The organism is Halalkalicoccus sp. CGA53 (assembly GCF_036429475.1).
GTDB classification, from domain to species: Archaea; Halobacteriota; Halobacteria; order Halobacteriales; family Halalkalicoccaceae; genus Natronorarus; species Natronorarus salvus.
In genome coordinates, this window is sequence record NZ_CP144125.1 from 1,219,389 (window position 1) to 1,236,905 (window position 17,517).

At 68.9% G+C, this 17,517-nt stretch carries 13 protein-coding genes; 2 read left to right on the forward strand and 11 right to left on the reverse strand.

What is annotated here, in order from left to right:
- Nucleotides 1-314: 314 nt before the first annotated feature.
- From folP to V2L32_RS07675, 6 genes are all read right to left on the reverse strand, one after another.
- Nucleotides 315-2,741: a dihydropteroate synthase gene (gene folP, locus V2L32_RS07650; protein WP_331235890.1), complete on the reverse strand. Its 2,427-nt coding sequence runs from the start codon at nucleotides 2,739-2,741 to the stop codon at nucleotides 315-317.
- 42 nt (nucleotides 2,742-2,783) lie between these two features.
- On the reverse strand, nucleotides 2,784-3,707 hold the full coding sequence (arsN2, locus tag V2L32_RS07655) for an arsenic resistance N-acetyltransferase ArsN2 (RefSeq protein WP_331235891.1): 924 nt from the start codon (nucleotides 3,705-3,707) through the stop codon (nucleotides 2,784-2,786).
- Nucleotides 3,708-3,770: 63 nt separating this feature from the next.
- Nucleotides 3,771-4,193 (reverse strand): helix-turn-helix domain-containing protein, encoded by a 423-nt coding sequence (locus tag V2L32_RS07660; protein ID WP_331235892.1) that lies wholly within the window; start codon nucleotides 4,191-4,193, stop codon nucleotides 3,771-3,773.
- Between the two features lie 98 nt (nucleotides 4,194-4,291).
- Entirely contained in the window at nucleotides 4,292-5,263 is a 972-nt protein-coding gene (locus V2L32_RS07665) for an electron transfer flavoprotein subunit alpha/FixB family protein (protein ID WP_331235893.1), read from the reverse strand.
- A 1-nt stretch (nucleotide 5,264) separates the two neighbouring features.
- Nucleotides 5,265-6,020 carry an electron transfer flavoprotein subunit beta/FixA family protein gene (locus V2L32_RS07670; protein WP_331235894.1) on the reverse strand — a complete coding sequence of 252 codons (756 nt, stop codon included), beginning with the start codon at nucleotides 6,018-6,020 and terminating at the stop codon, nucleotides 5,265-5,267.
- Between the two features lie 51 nt (nucleotides 6,021-6,071).
- Nucleotides 6,072-8,600: a GcvT family protein gene (locus V2L32_RS07675; RefSeq protein WP_331235895.1), complete on the reverse strand. Its 2,529-nt coding sequence runs from the start codon at nucleotides 8,598-8,600 to the stop codon at nucleotides 6,072-6,074.
- 240 nt (nucleotides 8,601-8,840) lie between these two features.
- Here V2L32_RS07675 and V2L32_RS07680 point away from each other — a divergent pair, with 240 nt between their 5' ends.
- Entirely contained in the window at nucleotides 8,841-9,734 is an 894-nt protein-coding gene (locus V2L32_RS07680; RefSeq protein ID WP_331235896.1) for a bifunctional methylenetetrahydrofolate dehydrogenase/methenyltetrahydrofolate cyclohydrolase, read from the forward strand.
- 13 nt (nucleotides 9,735-9,747) lie between these two features.
- Here V2L32_RS07680 and V2L32_RS07685 read toward each other — a convergent pair whose 3' ends face one another.
- From V2L32_RS07685 to V2L32_RS07695, 3 genes are all read right to left on the reverse strand, one after another.
- Entirely contained in the window at nucleotides 9,748-11,580 is a 1,833-nt protein-coding gene (locus tag V2L32_RS07685; protein WP_331235897.1) for a BCCT family transporter, read from the reverse strand.
- Nucleotides 11,581-11,621: 41 nt separating this feature from the next.
- Entirely contained in the window at nucleotides 11,622-12,839 is a 1,218-nt protein-coding gene (locus V2L32_RS07690; RefSeq protein WP_331235898.1) for an NAD-binding protein, read from the reverse strand.
- Between the two features lie 96 nt (nucleotides 12,840-12,935).
- Nucleotides 12,936-13,382: a universal stress protein gene (locus tag V2L32_RS07695; protein ID WP_331235899.1), complete on the reverse strand. Its 447-nt coding sequence runs from the start codon at nucleotides 13,380-13,382 to the stop codon at nucleotides 12,936-12,938.
- 398 nt (nucleotides 13,383-13,780) lie between these two features.
- Between V2L32_RS07695 and V2L32_RS07700 the strand changes: the two genes are divergently transcribed.
- The gene (locus V2L32_RS07700) at nucleotides 13,781-15,469 is read left to right on the forward strand and encodes a BCCT family transporter (RefSeq protein ID WP_331235900.1); all 1,689 of its coding nucleotides are present in this window, start codon (nucleotides 13,781-13,783) and stop codon (nucleotides 15,467-15,469) included.
- Nucleotides 15,470-15,474: 5 nt separating this feature from the next.
- On the opposite strand, the gene V2L32_RS07705 is transcribed toward V2L32_RS07700, so the two are convergent.
- Complete coding sequence (locus V2L32_RS07705; RefSeq protein WP_331235901.1) at nucleotides 15,475-15,630, reverse strand: hypothetical protein; 156 nt, start codon at nucleotides 15,628-15,630, stop codon at nucleotides 15,475-15,477.
- A gap of 165 nt (nucleotides 15,631-15,795) precedes the next feature.
- Nucleotides 15,796-17,511, reverse strand: a complete 1,716-nt coding sequence (locus V2L32_RS07710; protein ID WP_331235902.1) for a formate--tetrahydrofolate ligase — start codon at nucleotides 17,509-17,511, stop codon at nucleotides 15,796-15,798.
- Nucleotides 17,512-17,517: the final 6 nt, after the last annotated feature.

A 17,517-nucleotide genomic window follows, 5' to 3' on the forward strand; every position in this document is an offset into this window, starting at 1 on the left:
ATTTTAACTACTATTATTCGTACTTTCGGATCTCTAGTGCACCGATCCGTCGAATCGAACCTTGAGCGGAGTTCGCTAGCAAAAGATTGATCGTAGTCGAACTGTTTCGGAGCTCCTTGTGGGAACGAATATAACTAATAACGTTTTGATCCCACGAATCAGTCGGAAGCCGGGGCATCGCCCCGGGATCGGCTAGGGGAACGAGTAGCAGTAGCGCGAGTCGAGTACGTTCTACCGCAGCTCTTCGAGTATCAGCTGTTCGAACCCCTGCGATACAGAGGTAGCCCGAAACCGATCGCACTCGCTGCTCGCGGTCAGCGATCGCCGTCCTCCATAGCCTCGGTGACACCGATCGCGGCGACGTTCTCCGCCACGTCGTGCACGCGGACGATGTCAGCGCCCCGTTCCGCCGCCAGCGCGGTCGCCACCACCGTCGGGGCGAGTCGTTCCTCCGCCTCGTCCGCGACGGTGTCGAACATCGACTTTCGGGAGTGGCCGACCATGACCGGACAGCCAAGCGCCCGGAACTCCGCGAGCCGCGAGAGCAACTCGAAACTCTCCCCGGCGGCCTTTCCGAAGCCGAGGCCCGGATCGACGATCACGTCCGAGCGGTCGACCCCCGCCTTCTCCGCGAGCAACACCCGCTCGTCGAGCTCCCGAAGTACGTCCTCGACGACGTCGTCGTACTCGGTCTCCTTCCCGCTCACGACGGGTGCGTCGATGCTGTGCATCACCACGAGGGGGACCCGGAACTCCGCGGCGAGAAACCGCATCTCGGGATCGGAGAGCCCGCTCACGTCGTTGAGCACGTCGGCGCCCGCCTCCAGCGCCGCCCGCCCGACGGCGGCCTTCCGCGTGTCGACCGAGACGGTCACGTCGAGGTCCGAGAGTCGTTCGATCACCGGCACCACGCGTTCGATCTCCTCCTCGACGGACACCGGCTCCGCTCCGGGGCGGGTGCTCTCGCCGCCGACGTCGACGATTCCCGCGCCCGCCGCGACCATCGTCTCCGCCCGCGCGACCGCGTCCTCGACCGCCTCGTAGCGGCCGCCGTCGTAGAAGCTGTCGGGCGTGACGTTGAGGATACCCATCACCGTCGTCCCCGCTTCCCAGGGGTAGTCGGACACCGCCCGAGGCCGATTGCCGTCGAGGCCGACGCCCGCACGGATCCGGTCGACGACGGTTCGCGGCACCCCGGGATCCTCGTTCGCCCGCTTGAGCAGCAGGTCGAACTCCGCGAGCGTCCCCGAGAGCACGAGTTCGGGGTCGATCCCCTCGCGGTCGCCGTACGCCGACCGGGCGGCGCTCCCGCCGGCGGTGGCCACGAGCTCCGAGAGCCGCTGCGCCACGGCCCGTCCGGCTCTGACCTTCACCGTCCGCTGAACGCCTGACCGTGCCGTCCGGTCGTCGATCGGGGCGTGAGCGTCCGTCGCCGTCGCACGCATCTCACCGACACTGTCCACCCGTTTCGGGACCCCGCGACGTGACCAGGTGGCCCGCGCTTCGCCGACGACGTACAGCGATCCCGCGACCAACACGCAGTCGTCCTCGCTCGCGGCGTCGAACGCGCGGGAGATCGCCTCCGCGACCGACGGTGCCGTCTCGACGTCGCCGGTGACCTCCCCGAAGACGCTCGCGAGCACCGCCGGATCCTCCCCCCGGTCGACGTCGGGCGCGCAGGTGATCACGTGGTCGGCCGTCGGCATCGCCTCGGCCATTCCGCGGTGGTCCTTCTCGTGCATCACGCCGACGACGAGGTGGAGCTCGTCGAACTCGAACTCCGAGAGCAGTCCCGAGAGCGTCTCACAGGCACCCGGGTTGTGTGCCCCGTCGAGGACGGCTAGTGGCTCCCTGCCCACCACCTCGAACCGACCCGGCCAGTGTGCCGAGCGGAGCCCCCTGGCCAGTTCCTCTTCGCCGACCTCCGCGACCTGCGTCGCGAGCGCGGCGGCGACGCCCGCGTTCTCCGCCTGGTAGGCACCCAGTAGCGGCACCCGCGTCTCGCACTCGAAGCCCGGTCCCGAGAGCGATATCTCGGACTCCGTGTGGTTCACCTTCCCGCCGTAGGTCGCGACGACATCCGTTCCCGACTCCCCGACCGTGAGTACGTCGCCCGCCTGCTCTCCGACCGCCGAGAGCGCCTCCCCCGTCGCCGCGGTCACGAGCGGGCGCTTCTCGGGTGCGACGTGAGCCTTGTCGCGAGCGATCTCCTCGACGGTGTCGCCGATGATCCCCGCGTGTTCGAGCGTGACGTTCGTCACCGCGCTCGCGACGGGATCGACAACGCTCGTCGCGTCGAGTCGTCCCCCGATCCCGACCTCGAGGACCGCGACGTCGACCCCCTGGCGGCCGAACTCCCAGAGCCCCATCGCCGTCACCACCTCGAAGAACGTGGGCGCCTCCCCCTCGGCGGCGCGTTCGATCACCCGCGGGCGGATCGCCTCCGCGAACTCGCAGACCGCGCGTTCGGTGATCCGCCGGCCGTCGACCGTGATCCGCTCGCCGAGGTCCTCGAAGTGCGGCGACGTGTAGAGCCCGGTCCTGAGCCCCGCCTCCCGGAGGATCGACTCGGTCATCCGGGCCGTGCTCCCCTTCCCGTTCGAGCCCGCCACCTGGACGAACGTGAGCCCCTCCTGGGGGTCGCCGAGCGAGGAGAGCAGGTCGGCGGTCGACTCCGTCCCCGGCTTCGGCCTGAACCGACGCAGGTCGTAGAGGAAGGCCACGGCCTCGTGGTACTCCATACGGACCCGACTTCGGGGGCGTTCTTAGGGGTGTTGGTCGGGCTACAGGGTCGCCGGTAGCGCCCGTTCGATCACCGACCGGTGTTCGAGCTCCTCGGGGAGCTGGTCGAACCACCGCACCTCGTGGATCGTCTCGTCTCCTATACCTGGCTCGACCGCGAGCGACTCGCTTCTCGCCTCCGCGGCGAAGACGACGAACCAGCCCTCCACCTCGCGCTCGCCGTCCGTGAACGTCTGCTCGACGAGCGCGACCGGCTCTGGCTCCCCCACCGAGACGCCGGTCTCCTCGCGGACCTCGCGATCGACCGCCTCCCGGAGCGACTCGCCCGTCTCGACCTTCCCGCCGGGGATCACCCAGCCGTCGCTCCAGCCGTTTCGCACCAGGAGGGTCGCCCCGTCGGAGGACCGGACGAGCCCCCCGACCCACCGGTCGACGCCCGACTCGACCGCCTGGTCGACGTCCGCGAACTCAGCCGGATCGAGGTCGATCCGCTCCCGGTGGGACAGGACCCCCGGGTCGCCGCGAAGGCGGTCGATCTCGTCCACCCCCCGGTGCATACACGTCGCGCTCTCGGGACAGAGCGACGCGAACTGGCGCGTCTCCCCGATCCCCTTCGGGACCGACTCGCGGTCGACCCGCTCGAAGCCGAGTCGCTCGAAGAAGCCCGCAGCGTCGGTCGTCAGCAGGAAGAGCTCCTCCGCACCGCCGCGGGCTGCCTCGCCGAACAGCGCCCGGCAGATCGCCGTCCCGTTGCCCTCGCCCCTCGCCTCGGGGGCGACCGCGACCGATCGAACGAGCACGCCCGTACCGCGGCGTTCGAGGCCGCCACAGCCGACGACCTCCCCGTCGCGCTCGGCGACGAACGTCTCGACGCCCCCGTCGAGGTCCTCGGTGGGAAGGCCCGCCTCCGAGAGCAGGCGCTCTACCGTCCTCCGATCGCCCCGGGACCGAGAGAGCGAGATCACGTTTCCGGCTACCGCCGCGACCGGCTTCGTGCTTTCGGTGGACGACTCCGACACCGAAAGTAGTTACTCCCGTCCGAGCTCGTTCAGCAGCCGACGACAGCTCGATTCGGAGTACTCGACGCCGAAACACGACTCGACGTGTGCCCCCACCAGGGCCGGGGTCCACCGCCCCTCCTCGTAGCCGGCGTCCGTGGGCGGGCGTCGGAGGTCCGCCCGGAGCGTCGAGCGTTCCCCCTCTCCGAGCTTCGGCGGCCGACCCGGTCGTTTCTCGTCGACCACCGCTCGCTCGATCGTCCGTTCCTCGATCCGGGTGAGCCAGTTGTAGATCGTCTTCCGCTCGACGCCGTACCACTCGGCGAGTTCGGTCTGCGTGACGCCGTGTTTGTACGCGATCGCCGCGAGCAGCCGCATCGCGGGCTTCTTCCCCTCGACGGCGCCGAGCGCCGTCCTGAGTTCCTCGGCGCTCACCCCCTCGAGCCGTCCCATACCTGCGGTCCGAAGTCCGGGTAAATAGTTCTTCCGAATAGGCTCCCGATCGACGACGATCGGCGACGAGCCCGGGCCCTCGACGCCGAGAGATCCCGTCAGCCGCCCCTCTCTGCCCGGAGCTCCTCGACGATCGCCGGGACGACTTCGTGGAGGTCGGCGAGAACGGCCCAGTCGGCCTTCCGGACGATCGCCGCCTCGGGGTCGGTGTTGATCGCGAGCACGTGGTCCGCGCCCTTGCAGCCGACCCAGTGCTGGACTGCCCCGCTGATGCCTGCCGCGACGTAGAGCTCCGGCGAGATCTTCGCGCCGGTCTGGCCGATTTGGTCGTCGTGGGGCCGCCAGCCCTCGTTGACGGCTGCCCGCGAGGCGCCGACGGTCCCGCCGAGCAGCTCCGCGAGCTCCTCGAGCTGATCGAACCCCTCGGCGCCACCGACGCCGCGGCCACCGCCGACGACGACCCGAGCCTCCGGCAGCGGGACGCCCTCCGCGTCCGACTCCTTCCGTCGGACGACGCGCACCTCGACGTCCCCCTCGTCGAGCTCGGGGGTGAACCGCTCGACGGTCGTCTCCTCGACCGGAGCCGGCTCGGCAGCCACCTCGTGGGGAGCGACGGACAGCAGTGCCGTCGGCGCGTCGAGGGTGGCGTGTTCGATCAGGCTGCCGCCCCAGCGCTGTCGCCTGACCTCGTAGACGTCGCCGACCTCGACGGCGGTACAGCTCGCCGCCATCGGGAGCCCGAGACGCGCTGCGAGCCGCACGAGCACCTCCATGCCCCGGTCGGTTCCCGGGGCGAGCACCGCGGCGGGCGACCGGTCGTCGATCAGTTCCCGGAGGCTCTCGGCCCACGCGTCCGGAGCGTACGAGTCGAGGAGGTCGTGGTCGACGACGTGGAGCGCGGAAACCCCGAACCCGCCGAGCTCGTCGACGAGCTCCGACGCCCCGTCTGCGAAGGCGACCGCCTCGAGCGGCTCTCCCTCCGCCTCCGCCACGCTCCGGGCGAGCGTGAGCGTCTCGAGCGAGACCTCCTCGACCGCACCCTCTCCGACTTCGACGAGCGCGAGCACCATCTCAGATCACCTCCAGCTCCCGGAACACCCTGACCACGTCGCTCGCGGCCGAAGCATCCTCGCCGAGCACCTCGGCGGGGCTCTCCTCCCGCTCGGGCACCTCGAGTTCGACCGTCTCGACGTCGGGCTCCTCACCCGCCTCGGGCTCGCTCCGGTCGATCTCCGTCCGTCGGGCCTGCATCCGGCTCCGCATGGAGGGGTACCGTGGCGTGTTCAGCCCCTCCTTCACGCTCAGGACGGCGGGGAGATCGACCTCGAAGACCTCCTCTCCGCCCGGGGCATCGCGCGTCGCGACCAGCCGCTCGCCCTCGACGTCGAGGCCCTTGACGCCCGTGACCGCGGGCAGGTCCAGCACCGCCGCGACGCGGATCGGCACCTGGTGGTGCCCTGCGTCCGCCGACTCGTTCCCGAACAGCAACAGGTCGGGGGGGTCGCCTCGCTCGCGGACCGCCGCCGCGATCGCCCCTGCCGTCGCGATCGGTCCCCACTCCCCGTGGGTCTCGAGCAGCGTCGCCCGGTCGACGCCCATCGCGACCGCCGTCCTGAGCTGTTCTTCCGCCTCGGGCGCGCCGAGCGTCAGCGCCGTCGAGGTGCCGCCGTGGTCGTCGGCCAGGGCGATCGCCGCCTCGACGGCACACTCCTCGTGCGGGCTGATCGTGTAGCCGATGCCCGTGGCGTCGACCGCGCTCCTGTCGTCGGTCAGTACGATCCTCGCGCCGGTATCCGGTACGCGCTTGATACAGACTAGGGTTTCCATGGTTTCGTTCGTGTTCGTGTGGATCGCCGGGAGCCGAGGCCCCGGGTCGCGTTACTGGAAGATCCGTTCGTTTCCCGGATCGAACAACGGCTCGTTCCCGACCCGCTCGACCGTGATCGGGTACCGATCGCCCATGTACTCCACCTGGAGCGATCTCCCCTCCTCGGCCTCCTCGCGGGGGAGGTAGGCCATCAGCAGGTGTTTCCCGAGCGAGGGGGCGCTCCCCGCGCTCGTGACGTACGAGCGCCTGCCCTCGCTGTCCACGAGCACCTCCCCCTCCGTCGAGAGGATCGGCTCGCCGCCGAGCATGAACCGGGGTTCGCCGTCGGCCGAGGTGTGATCGTCGGCCGAGAGCGTACAGAGCGTCGCGACGTTCTCCGACTCGATCGCCTCGGCGTAGGCGTCCTTGCCGACGAAGTCGGCCTCCTTCACGCCGTGGAAGGTGAGACCGGCCTCGGCCGGGTCGTACTCGAGTTCGAGTTCGTGACCGTAGAGCCGGTAGCCCTTCTCCATTCGGCCGGTCGTCCCGTAGACGCCCATGCCGACCGGCCGAACGTCGTGGTCCTGGTCCGCCTCCCAGAGCAGGTCCCAGAGCCGGCCGGCCTTCTCCATCGGCGCGTAGAGCTCCCAGCCGAGTTCGCCGACGTAGGAGATCCGGAGCGCCCAGACGTCGACCTCGCCGACGGTGAGCTCCCGTGCCGTGTACGCGGGGAATGCCTCGTTCGAGACGTCCTCCTCTGCGAGCGGGGCGAGCACGTCCCTCGCTTTCGGTCCCCACAGCCCGAGCGTCGCGAGCGCCGAGGTCCTCTCGATCAGCCGCACGTCCTCGTCCGCGCCGACGTTGCTCTCGAACCACTGTCTGTCCGCACCACCCATCCCGCCGCCGGTGATCACCCGGTAGCGCTCCTCGCCGAGCCGGGCCATCGTCAGGTCCGACCGAAAGCCCCCGTTGTGGTCGAGGATCGGCGTGTAGATCGACTTCCCGACCGGGACGTCGACCCGCGCGACCGCCAGCCGTTCGAGGTAGTCGACGGCGTCACTTCCCTCGACGTCGAAGATCGTGAAGCCCATGTCCCCGACCAGCCCGACGTACTCGCGGAGGTGGCAGTGCTCGCCGAGGACGATAGGCGACCACCAGCGCGCGTCCCACTCGTTCGGCCGCCCGAGCGGCTCGATTTCCTGTTCGTAGACCTCGAGCAGGTCCTCGTTCGACTCGAACCACTGCGGGCGCTCCCAGCCGGCGCTCTCGAAGAAGCGCGCGCCGAGGTCGGCCTGCCGGTCGGCGAAGCCGCTCTGTCGGAGCGGCCGCGAGGACTGCCACTGTTCGGCCGGGTGGACGATGCCGTAGATCTTCTGGAACCCCTCGTGGGCACGCTCCTTCACGAACCGGCGGGAGGTGCCGTACTCGTCGAACCGGTTGACGTTCGAGGCGTGGAGGTCGACGTCGGGATAGCCCCGGGTCATCCACTGCGCGACGTTCTCCGCGAACGCCGGCGCCTCCTTGATCCAGATCGCCGCGACCGACCAGAGCCCCTCGACCTCCCGGAGCGGCCCGACCAGCGGCATGCCGTCGGGCGTGACCGAGAGCAGCCCGTCGATCGCGTGCCGGATGCCGACGCCGGGATCGTCGAGCACCTCCGGCATGATCTCCAGGGCGTGTTCCATCGACGGGTCGAACGCCTCCTGGGTCAGCGGCGGCTGCGTCGGGGAGAGCGGCGCCTCGTCGATCCCGAGGACCTCCTCGACGTCCCAGAGGATCGGACGGTGCTCGTAGGAGCCGATCTCCATCTCGCTGCCGCTCTGGCGCTCGTACATCTGGGTGTCCGAGTCGCGGACGATCGGGTAGTCGATCTCGCCCTCGCTCCCCTCGAACAGCGGGATCGGCCCGACGCTGATCAGCTGGTGGACCGCGGGCGTGAGCGGGATTTCGGTCCCGGCCATCGTCGCCAGCTTCGGGCTCCAGAGCCCCGCCGCGATCACGAGTTCGTCCGTCTCGATCCGCCCGCGGTCGGTGACGACGGCGCTCACCGCGCCTCGCTCGACCTCGACGTCGAGCACCTCCGTGTTCGGGACCGTCGTGAGCGCGCCCATCTCGGTCGCCTGCTCGCGCTTGATCGCACCGAAACGGAGCGGGTCACAGACCCCCGCCCCCGGCTCCCAGAGCCCGCCTCTCACGAGCTCTTCGTTGATGTACGGGACGCGCTCTGTGACCTCCTCGGTCGGGATCACCTCCGACTCGATCCCCCAGGCCGTCCCGGACTGGGCGCGCCGGTGGAACTCGTCGATCCGTTCGGTGGTCCGGGCGACCTCGATGCCGCCGCTCTCGGTGAACGTCCCCGCCTCGACGTACTGCTCGCGCGAGTGCTTCGTGAGCAGCGCCATCTCCTTCGAGTGCTCGCCGGGGAAGATGAAGTTCGATGCGTGGCCGGTCGAGCCGCCCGGATCCGGCAACGGCCCCTTGTCGATCAGCACGATCCCCTCCCTCCCCTGTGCCGCGAGGTGGTAGGCGAGGCTGTTGCCGACGATCCCTGCCCCGACGATCACAGTCTCCGCCCGCGTCGGGAGCTCCCGACCGCTCATCTGCCGGCACTCCCCCCGCTCTCCCGGGTGTCGATCGGTGTCATGACTCTGCGATCGTGTGAACGATCACCACCCCTCCAGAAAAAGGTAGCCCCGGTTCTCACCGGCTGGGAACGCGGAGCCCCGTCCGTACACGACCGCGTCGGGTCGCGGACGCCGAACTCCGGACCCACGGCACCCACATTGAAATACGTCCGCGACGCAGGTTCGGCCACCGAACCACGGAGACTCACGAGAGCCATGACAGAGACAATCGACGGCAACGAGGTGGCGGAGACGATTCGAGGAGAGCTACAGGGAAGCATCGACACGCTCGTCTCGGAGGGGGTCACCCCGGGACTGGCCACCGTGCTGATGAGCGACGACCCGGCGAGCGAGACGTACGTGAACATGAAACAGCGCGCCTGCGAGGAACTCGGCATCGAGGGCTCGCACTACGAGATCGACGCCGACGCCCCGGCGGAGGAGCTGTACGGGAAGATCGACGAGCTGAACGAGGACCCGTCAGTCCACGGCATCCTCGTCCAGATGCCGGTCCCCGACCAGGTCAGTACCGGGGAGGTGCTCTCGCGGGTCGACCCCCGGAAGGACGTCGACGCCTTTCACCCGGAGAACGTCGGTCGGCTGGTCGCCGGGAACGCTCGGTTCAAGCCGTGTACGCCCCACGGGGTCCAGAAGTTGCTGGAGGCGATCGACTTCGACACCGAGGGGAAAGACGCGGTGGTCGTCGGCCGATCCGACATCGTCGGCAAGCCGATGGCGAACCTGCTGATCCAGAAGAGCCCCGGTGGAAACGCGACGGTGACGGTCTGTCACTCCCGCACCGCCGACCTCGCGGCGAAGACCCGTGAGGCCGACCTCGTGATCGCCGCCGTCGGCGTTCCCGGCATGATCGACGGGTCGATGCTCTCCCCGGGGACCGTCGTGATCGACGTCGGGGTCAACCGCGTGGAGGCGGACACCGAGAAGGGCTACGAGCTCGTCGGCGACGTCGAGTTCGAGAGCGCGAGCGAGAAGGCGAGCGCGATCACGCCCGTCCCCGGCGGCGTCGGGCCGATGACGATCACGATGCTGCTCTACAACACGGTGAAGGCCGCGGGCCTGCAGGAGGGGATCGAGGTCGACCTGCCCTGACCCCCTCCCCGACTCACTCCTCCGTCCGCTCGCGGACGGCCGAACGGAGTTTTCCGACCAGCGACTGGTGACCTCCCTCGTGTCGCCGGAACGAGCCGATCACCCCGATCAGTGCGAGCAGCGCCACCAGCGCGAACGGGCCGCCCGTCAGCACCGCGGCCGCCTGGAGCGCCTCGGCGCTTCCGGTCAGCACCACCGAGAGCGCGACCGCACCCTGGAACGCCCCCCAGAAGACGATGGCGCCGGTCGTCGGCGCGCGTTCGCGCCGCGTCGCGAGCACCGAGACGACGAGCGTCGAGGTGTCCGCCGAACTCACCATGAAGACCAGGACGAGCGCGAGGAAGAGGAAGGTGAGGAGGTCCCCGAGCGCGAGCGCCTCGAACACCGGGAAGCCGGCGACTGCCTCCGAGCCGTCCGCCGCCTCGATCGCGCCCAGTACGTCCGCACGTCCGGTGTGCTGGACCTCGAGGGCGGTCGCGCCCATCAGGAGGACCCAGGCCATCGTCGCGGCGGCGGTGGCCACGAAGCCGGTGAACACGACCGTCCGGATCCGTCGCCCGCGCGAGAGCGCGGCGAGGAAGAGCCCCGCGAACGGCGCCCACGAGAACCACCACGCCCAGTTCCAGACGGTCCACTCGGCGGTCCAGGCCCCGCCCAGTGCGAGGCTCATCGGGACGAAGCCGACGGCGTAGCCCCCGAGGGCGTCCACGCTCCGCTCGGTGACGAACGAACGGGGGCCGACCGCGACGAGCAGCGCCACGAACAGCCCGAAGAGGACGATATTGAGGTCGGCGATCCGCCGGATACCGCGGTGGACGCCGCTCTGTGCCGAGACGACGACGATGGCGATCAGCCCGGCGACGAAAAGCAGCGAGCCGAGCGTGTCGACGCCCACCGCCCACTGGTGGTCGATCCCGGAGAGGAACTGCCCGGAGACGAGCGCGACGGAGGTGGCGATTCCGCCGATCGTCGCGAGCACCGCGAGCAGGTCGACGAGCCGGCACCAGCCGGAGTCGAGGTTCTCGACGCCGAGAAACGGCGTCAGGATCGAGGAGACACGAAGCGGCGCGCCCCGTTCGTAGACGTAGTAGGCGATCGGAACCCCGACGACGACGTAGGCGCTCCAGGCGGAGAAGCCCCAGTGAAAGAGCGCGTAGACGAGCGCCGCGGCGATCGCCCCCTCCGATCGCGGCTCGACGCCGGCCAGCGGCGGAGGCTGGTCGTAGTGAAAGAGCGCCTCGGCGGGCCCCCAGACGACGATGCCCGCGGCGATGCCGGCGGTGAAGACCATCGTGAAGTAGACCGGGTAGGTGTACGTCGGCTCGGTGTCCGGCCCGCCGAGTCTGATCCCACCCCACGGCCCGACCAGCAGCCAGAGACAGAAACAGACCGAGACGAGCGCCGTGGCGACGAACAGGGGACCCAGGTCGAAGAGGACGACCCAGCGGAGGGTCTCGACGGCGCCGAGAGCGGTCTCGGGGACGAGGAGCTGTGAGAGGAAGAAGAGCCCGAACACCGCGATCGGAACGCCGAACACCACGGGATCCTGGCGGGAGAGGAACGTTCGAGCCGGCTCGCCGAGGCCGATCCGACGCACCAGGAGCAACGCGCCCGGGTCGAACCGATCGGGCGCTTCGTCCACGGCGGTCGGCAAGACGGCGAGATACGTCAGGCCGGAGCCGAAAAAGAGCAGCGAGACGACGAGCCAGCCCACCCCCGTGACGACCGATCCCACGAGTTCGGGGAAGAAGAAGCCCGCGACGACGACCGACCCGGAGAGCACGAAGACGGGGATCAGTAACCTCTGGAGCAGTCGTTCGGCGCGGCTCGTGCCGTAGAGCCCCATGGTAACTCCTCACAGCGGGGACACATAGCAGTACCGACGGCTCAGGGGTCGTCGTCGGCGTCGAACACCGAGGCTGCCGGCGTCCCGGACAGCACCGACCGTCCGATGACGCGCCCGCCGACGCCCATCAGGCTGATCACGTCGTCGGCGCCCACCCGTTCGAGTTTGTCGACGTGACTGGTGCCGACGGCCGCGGCCACGATCCGTACCTCCGGGCTCGCCGTCCGGGCGGCGAGCACCGCGAGGACGTCCTGTGCGTCGTCGAGCGTCGCGACGACGACGCCGCGTGCGTCGTCGATCCGGGCGTCCTCGAGCGCCTCCTCGGTCGTCGGGTCCGCGGTCAAGACGTTGACGCCGCGGCCGTCGAGCGCCGACGCGACGTCCGCATCCGGCGTCACGACCACGATGTCGGTCTCCTCGCCGAGTTCTTCGAGCAACGGTTCCGTGATTTCGCTGTAGCCGAGGACGAGCACGTGGTCCTCGAGCAGTGTGAGCTCCGATGGTGTCATTTGTCCGACAGCGGCGGCCATTCGAGATTCGATCGCCGGGATGACGAGCGCGCCGATCGCCGCCGTGAACGCGCCCGTTCCGAGGAGGATGATGGAGAGCGAGAACCAGCGCGCCTCGGCGGACAGCGGTGCGATGTCGCCGTAGCCGACGGTCGCGATGGAGACGATCACGTAGTAGACGGCGTCGGTCCAGGTCTCGAGGCCCTCGAACTGCTCTCGCAGCGCGTAGGAGCCCACGGTGCCGTAGGCGACCACGCCGACGATCGACGAGAGCGAGGCGATCTGGAGCGAGGAGAGTTCGACCCGCCGATCGAAGGCCCCCCGGTTGATCAGGAGCAACACGACGGTCACGGCGAGCACGACCAGGAGCGGGATCTCGGTCGTCTGGCCCGTCGAGAGCGGGACGAGCGCCTGAAGGGGCACGAGGGCGACCGCGACCCACCACGCGACCCGCTTTCGACGTCCGAGTCCGGCGAGGACGGGAACGAGCACGAACGCGAAGAGGACGTTCGCGAACCGGACGTAGCTCTCGGCGTCGGCGACGTCCGCCAGCGGCCCGGCGAGCGTCAGCGACGGCTCGCTCAGGTTCGAGAGCCCCGTGACGAACGAGAGTACCGCGAGGACGCCGACCGACGCCACGGTCGCCTTCGCCCCCGTGACCTCCTCCCAGTAGACGAACGGGACCCGCTCGGTGTGGTAGAACACCCGTTCGAGCGCGGTGTCGGACCGCTCGCTCGTGTCGTTCGTCACCGTGAGACACCTACGGCGCTGTCGGATATAAATGGTGACGGCGACCGATCCCCTCTCCCGTACTCGACTCTCACCGAACCCCGTCTCCCCCGTCGGTCACTCCCGTCTGACCTCGCCCATCCGGAGGGCGGTGACCGGGACGTTCGACGACCGGACGACCTTCTCGGTGACCGACCCGACCAGTCCGCCGAACCGGCCGCGGTAGCCGGCGACCATCACGATCAGGTCGATCCCCTTGTCGTCGGCGTAGGTGACGATCTCCTCGTGGACGGTGCCGGACACGATCGCGGTGTCGCAGGTGACTCCGGCGGCCTCGGCCTTCTCACGCACCGCGCCGGTGACCTTCTCCCCGTACGCACGGTACTCCCGTTTCATCTCCTCCTCGTCGCCGTGGATGTACGGGGTCCGCGGCGCGCCCGGGAGATCCATCACGTAGAGCGCGTGGATCGACGCGTCGAGTGCCTTCGCCAGCTCGATGCCGTGGTCGGCCGCCTTCTCCGATTTCCGCCCCCCGTCGGTGGGTATCAGGATTCGTTTGTACATTGCTGACACGCTCCCTGGCCGCCAGTTCTCCTCGGCGTTTAATAAATTTTCGCCAGAGACGTATCGGCTCGGCAGTCAGACCGGTTTCGGCCTCCGAAGCCGCCGTACAGCGTCGAGACCCGATGAAAGTGATGAGCAAACTTTATAACGATTTGGGGTGAACCCCGACCATGGCATGACTGAGGTGCGTGCTAACACCCAGTGTGGACTGGGGAGACCCCTCGTATCGTCGGGGGGTTCGCGGTACTCGGCGGGGGGAACCGGCCGCGGCGGCTCCCGGACGGCGGGCGACACCGCTGCGTCGAGGGGAGATCCGACACGACAGGAGGGAACGGACATGACACACCGATCGAACGAACGGAGTGGGACAGGAACGGAACCGAACGGGAGGGCGAGCTATGTCTGACGCCGACGCGGACGGCTTCCACCAGGACGTCTTCTACGCCGACACCGACAGGGAACCCGGCGAGGACAACGTCCAGTTCGCCGGCTTCGACGTCCAGCCGGTGGTCTTCGGCGTCGCCGTCGGGGTGATCCTGTTGTTCGTCGTTGTGACGCTGGGGGTCGGGGAGGAGACCGCGGGGGCGGCGTTCCAGTCGATCCAGGACACCATCGCGAACTACCTCGGCTGGTTCTACATCCTCTGTGCGAACGTCTTCATCGCGGTGGTGCTCTACTTCGGCCTCGGCAAGTACGGCTCGATCAGGATCGGCGGCCCGACACAGGAGACGGAGTTCAGCGACTTCTCCTGGCTGGCGATGCTGTTCAGCGCCGGGATGGGGATCGGGCTGATGTTCTGGAGCGTCGGCGAGCCGATCTGGCACTACAGCGCGCCGCCGTACGGCGAGGCGGAGACGGCCGCGGCGGCCGAGACATCGATGGTCGCGACCTTCTTCCACTGGGGGATCCACCCGTGGGCGATCTACGGCATCGTCGCGCTCGGACTCGCCTTCTACGCCTACAACCGGGGACTGCCGTTGACGTTCCGGTCGCTGTTCTGGCCGTTGCTGGGCGAGCGGATCTACGGCTGGCCGGGCCACCTCATCGACATCCTCGCGATCTTCGCGACGGCGTTCGGCCTCGCGACCTCGCTCGGCCTCGGCGCCCAGCAGGTAAACGCCGGGGTCAACGCCGTCTCCGGCGAGTTCCTCGGCTCGGCGGTCCCCGTCAGCACCACGGTCCAGGTGATCCTGATCGCGATCATCACCGCGATGGCCACCGTCTCCGTCTGGGCCGGCCTCGACAAGGGGGTCAAGCGGCTGAGCCAGCTCAACGTCTACCTGATGCTCGCGCTGCTCGCGACGATCCTCGTGGTCGGCCCGACGGTGTTCATCTTCGAGACGTTCGTCCAGACGCTCGGGGCATACGTCGCGACGCTGCCCACGCTCGCGTTCTGGACCGCGAGCTACGAGGGCGGCAGCGAGGGCTGGCAGGCCGGCTGGACGATCTTCTACTGGGGCTGGTGGATCGCGTGGTCGCCGTTCGTCGGGATGTTCATCGCCCGTATCTCGAAGGGCCGGACGATCCGCGAGTTCGTCCTCGCGGTCCTGCTCCTGCCCGCGCTGTTCTCCTTCTTCTGGATGTCGGCGTTCGGCGGCACCGCGCTCCACTTCGAGCTGTTCACCGACCAGAGCATCATCGAGGCGGTCCAGGCCGACGCGGCGGTCGCGATGTTCGAACTGTTCGCGATGCTGCCGCTCGCGATCCTCCTCTCGCTGGTCGCCATCGTCCTGGTGGTCTCCTTCTTCGTCACCTCCTCGGACTCCGGCTCGCTCGTACTGGGGAGCATCAGCGAGGGCGGCAAGGACGACGCGACGCGCCCGACGCGGGTCTCCTGGGCCGTCTTCGAGGGCCTCATCGCCGCCGTGTTGCTCATCGGCGGCGGGCTCACCGCGCTCCAGACCGCGTCGATCGTCACCGGGCTCCCGTTCGCGGTCGTCCTGCTGTTGATCTGTTACACGCTCTGGGTGGGCCTCGCGAAGGAGCACCGGTTGCTCCAGCGCGACGACGTCCAGCGACAGCTCAGACAGTACCAGGACCAGGAGCGGCCCGAGCGCAGCCCGGGGGCCGCCCCGACCGACGACTGACTTCTCTACCCCTTCGTCTCGCGCACGTAAAGCGACAGACTCAGGAGCAGACAACAGAGCCCGGCGATCAGGAGCTCACCGCTCGCGAGCATCGCGAGCGCGGCCAGGAGCGCGAGGACCGCTCCCGCGGTCGCGACCGTCCGCACGGTGGTCCGTCTCACGGTTTCTCGAGAACGGTACGCCCCCCGAGGTGTTACCTCTTCGGGCGACCCGAACGCCGCCCGCTCATAGGGATCATCCTCGGAGTTCGTCGTTCCTCGATCAGGGATCGGAGGACGTCGAAGGCGTGTGGACCTACGAGGTCCGGTTGGCGACGACGATCACTCTCAGAACAGCCCGGAGATCGTCCCCTCGTCGTCGATGTCCATGTCCGCGGCGGCGGGCCGACCGGGCAGCCCCGGCAGCGTCAGCACGTCCGCGGTGAGCGCGACGAGGAATCCGGCGCCCGCCGAGGGGTAGATCTCGCGCACCGTGAGCGTCCAGTTCTCGGGGACGCCTTTCTTGCTCGAGTCGTCACTCAGCGAGTGGAACGTCTTCGAGACGACGATCGGCATCTCGTCCATCCCCATCGCCTCCAGTCGGTCGATGTCCTTCCTCGCGCTTCCCTCGAACTCGACGCCGTCGGCGCCGTAGATCTCCCTCGCGATCGTCTCGATCTTCGACTCGATCGACTCGTCGAGGTCGTAGAGGAACTCGAACTCCTCGTCGTGGTCCTCCGTGGCTTCGACGACCGCCTCCGCGAGGTCGGTTCCGCCCTCGCCACCCTCGGCGAACACGGTCGACTCCGCCGCCCTGATCCCGCGGTCCGCACAGTGTTCGACGACCGTCTCGATCTCGCGGTCGGTGTCCTGGGGGAAGCGGTTGATCGCGACGACTACCGGTAAGCCGTAGGATTCGAGGTTGTCGGCGTGTTTGTCGAGGTTCTCGAGACCCTTCTCGACGGCTTCGACGTCCTCCTCTTCGAGCGCGTCCATGTCCGGCGGCCACATCTCCTGGCCGTGGTACTTGAGCGCCCGGATCGAGCAGACGAGGACGACGGCATCGGGTACCGTGTCACCGAACCGGCTCACCACGTCGAGGAACTTCTCCGCGCCGAGGTCGGAGCCGAAGCCGGCCTCGGTCACGAGCCAGTCGGCCATCCCGAAGGCGACCTCGTCGGCGATCAGCGAGTTCGTCCCGTGGGCGATGTTCGCGAACGGGCCGGCGTGGATCAGCGCGGGCGTCCCCTCGATCGTCTGGACGACGTTCGGCTTGAGCGCGTCCCGGAGCAGGAGTGTCACCGCGCCGGTCGCCTCGACGTCGTCGGCGGTCACCGGCTCGCCCTCCTCGTCGTAGGCGACGACGATCCGGCCGACGCGCTGTTTCAGGTCGGAGAGGTCGGAGGCGAGCGCGAGCACCGCCATCAGCTCCGAGGCGGCGGTGAGGACGAACCCTCCCTCCCTCGTCGTCCCACCGGCGCTCCCACCGAGACCGAGCACCGTCTCGCGCAGCGCCCGGTCGTTCATGTCGATCGACCGCGGCCAGACGATCTCGTTCGTGTCGATCTCTAACTCGTTGCCCTTCGAGACGTGGGCGTCGACCATCGCCGCGATCAGGTTGTGCGCCGCCGTCAGCGCGTGGATGTCCCCCGTGAAGTGGAGGTTGATGTCCTCCATCGGGAGCACTTGCGAGTAGCCGCCGCCGGCGGCCCCGCCCTTGATCCCGAAGACCGGCCCCAGAGACGGCTCGCGGATCGCGATCATCGCCTCTCTCCCCACCCGATTGAACGCCTGTCCCAGTCCGACCGTCGTCACTGTCTTGCCCTCGCCCATCGGCGTGGGCGTCATCCCCGTCACGAGCACGAGCTTCCCGTCGCCCCGTCCACCCGCTTTCAGCCGCTCGACGGCGTCCATCGTGAGCTTCGCCTTGTGATCGCCGTAGAGTTCGAGGTCCGACCCCGAGAGGCCGAACGGCTCGACGACGTCCGTGATGTGCTCCAGCTCTACCGACTTCGCGATCTCGTAGTCCGACGGTACCGACGGCTCCGTGTCCTCGGATGGCATACGTCC

What these genes read in the sequence shown, in the direction of transcription:
- V2L32_RS07700 (WP_331235900.1), top strand. Translation starts at nt 13,781, where the DNA reads ATGTCTGACGCCGACGCGGACGGCTTCCACCAGGACGTCTTCTACGCC.
- V2L32_RS07670 (WP_331235894.1), bottom strand. Translation starts at nt 6,020, where the DNA reads ATGGAAACCCTAGTCTGTATCAAGCGCGTACCGGATACCGGCGCGAGG.
- V2L32_RS07680 (WP_331235896.1), top strand. Translation starts at nt 8,841, where the DNA reads ATGACAGAGACAATCGACGGCAACGAGGTGGCGGAGACGATTCGAGGA.
- V2L32_RS07695 (WP_331235899.1), bottom strand. Translation starts at nt 13,382, where the DNA reads ATGTACAAACGAATCCTGATACCCACCGACGGGGGGCGGAAATCGGAG.
- folP (WP_331235890.1), bottom strand. Translation starts at nt 2,741, where the DNA reads ATGGAGTACCACGAGGCCGTGGCCTTCCTCTACGACCTGCGTCGGTTC.
- V2L32_RS07710 (WP_331235902.1), bottom strand. Translation starts at nt 17,511, where the DNA reads ATGCCATCCGAGGACACGGAGCCGTCGGTACCGTCGGACTACGAGATC.
- V2L32_RS07685 (WP_331235897.1), bottom strand. Translation starts at nt 11,580, where the DNA reads ATGGGGCTCTACGGCACGAGCCGCGCCGAACGACTGCTCCAGAGGTTA.
- V2L32_RS07665 (WP_331235893.1), bottom strand. Translation starts at nt 5,263, where the DNA reads ATGGTGCTCGCGCTCGTCGAAGTCGGAGAGGGTGCGGTCGAGGAGGTC.
- V2L32_RS07660 (WP_331235892.1), bottom strand. Translation starts at nt 4,193, where the DNA reads ATGGGACGGCTCGAGGGGGTGAGCGCCGAGGAACTCAGGACGGCGCTC.
- V2L32_RS07675 (WP_331235895.1), bottom strand. Translation starts at nt 8,600, where the DNA reads ATGAGCGGTCGGGAGCTCCCGACGCGGGCGGAGACTGTGATCGTCGGG.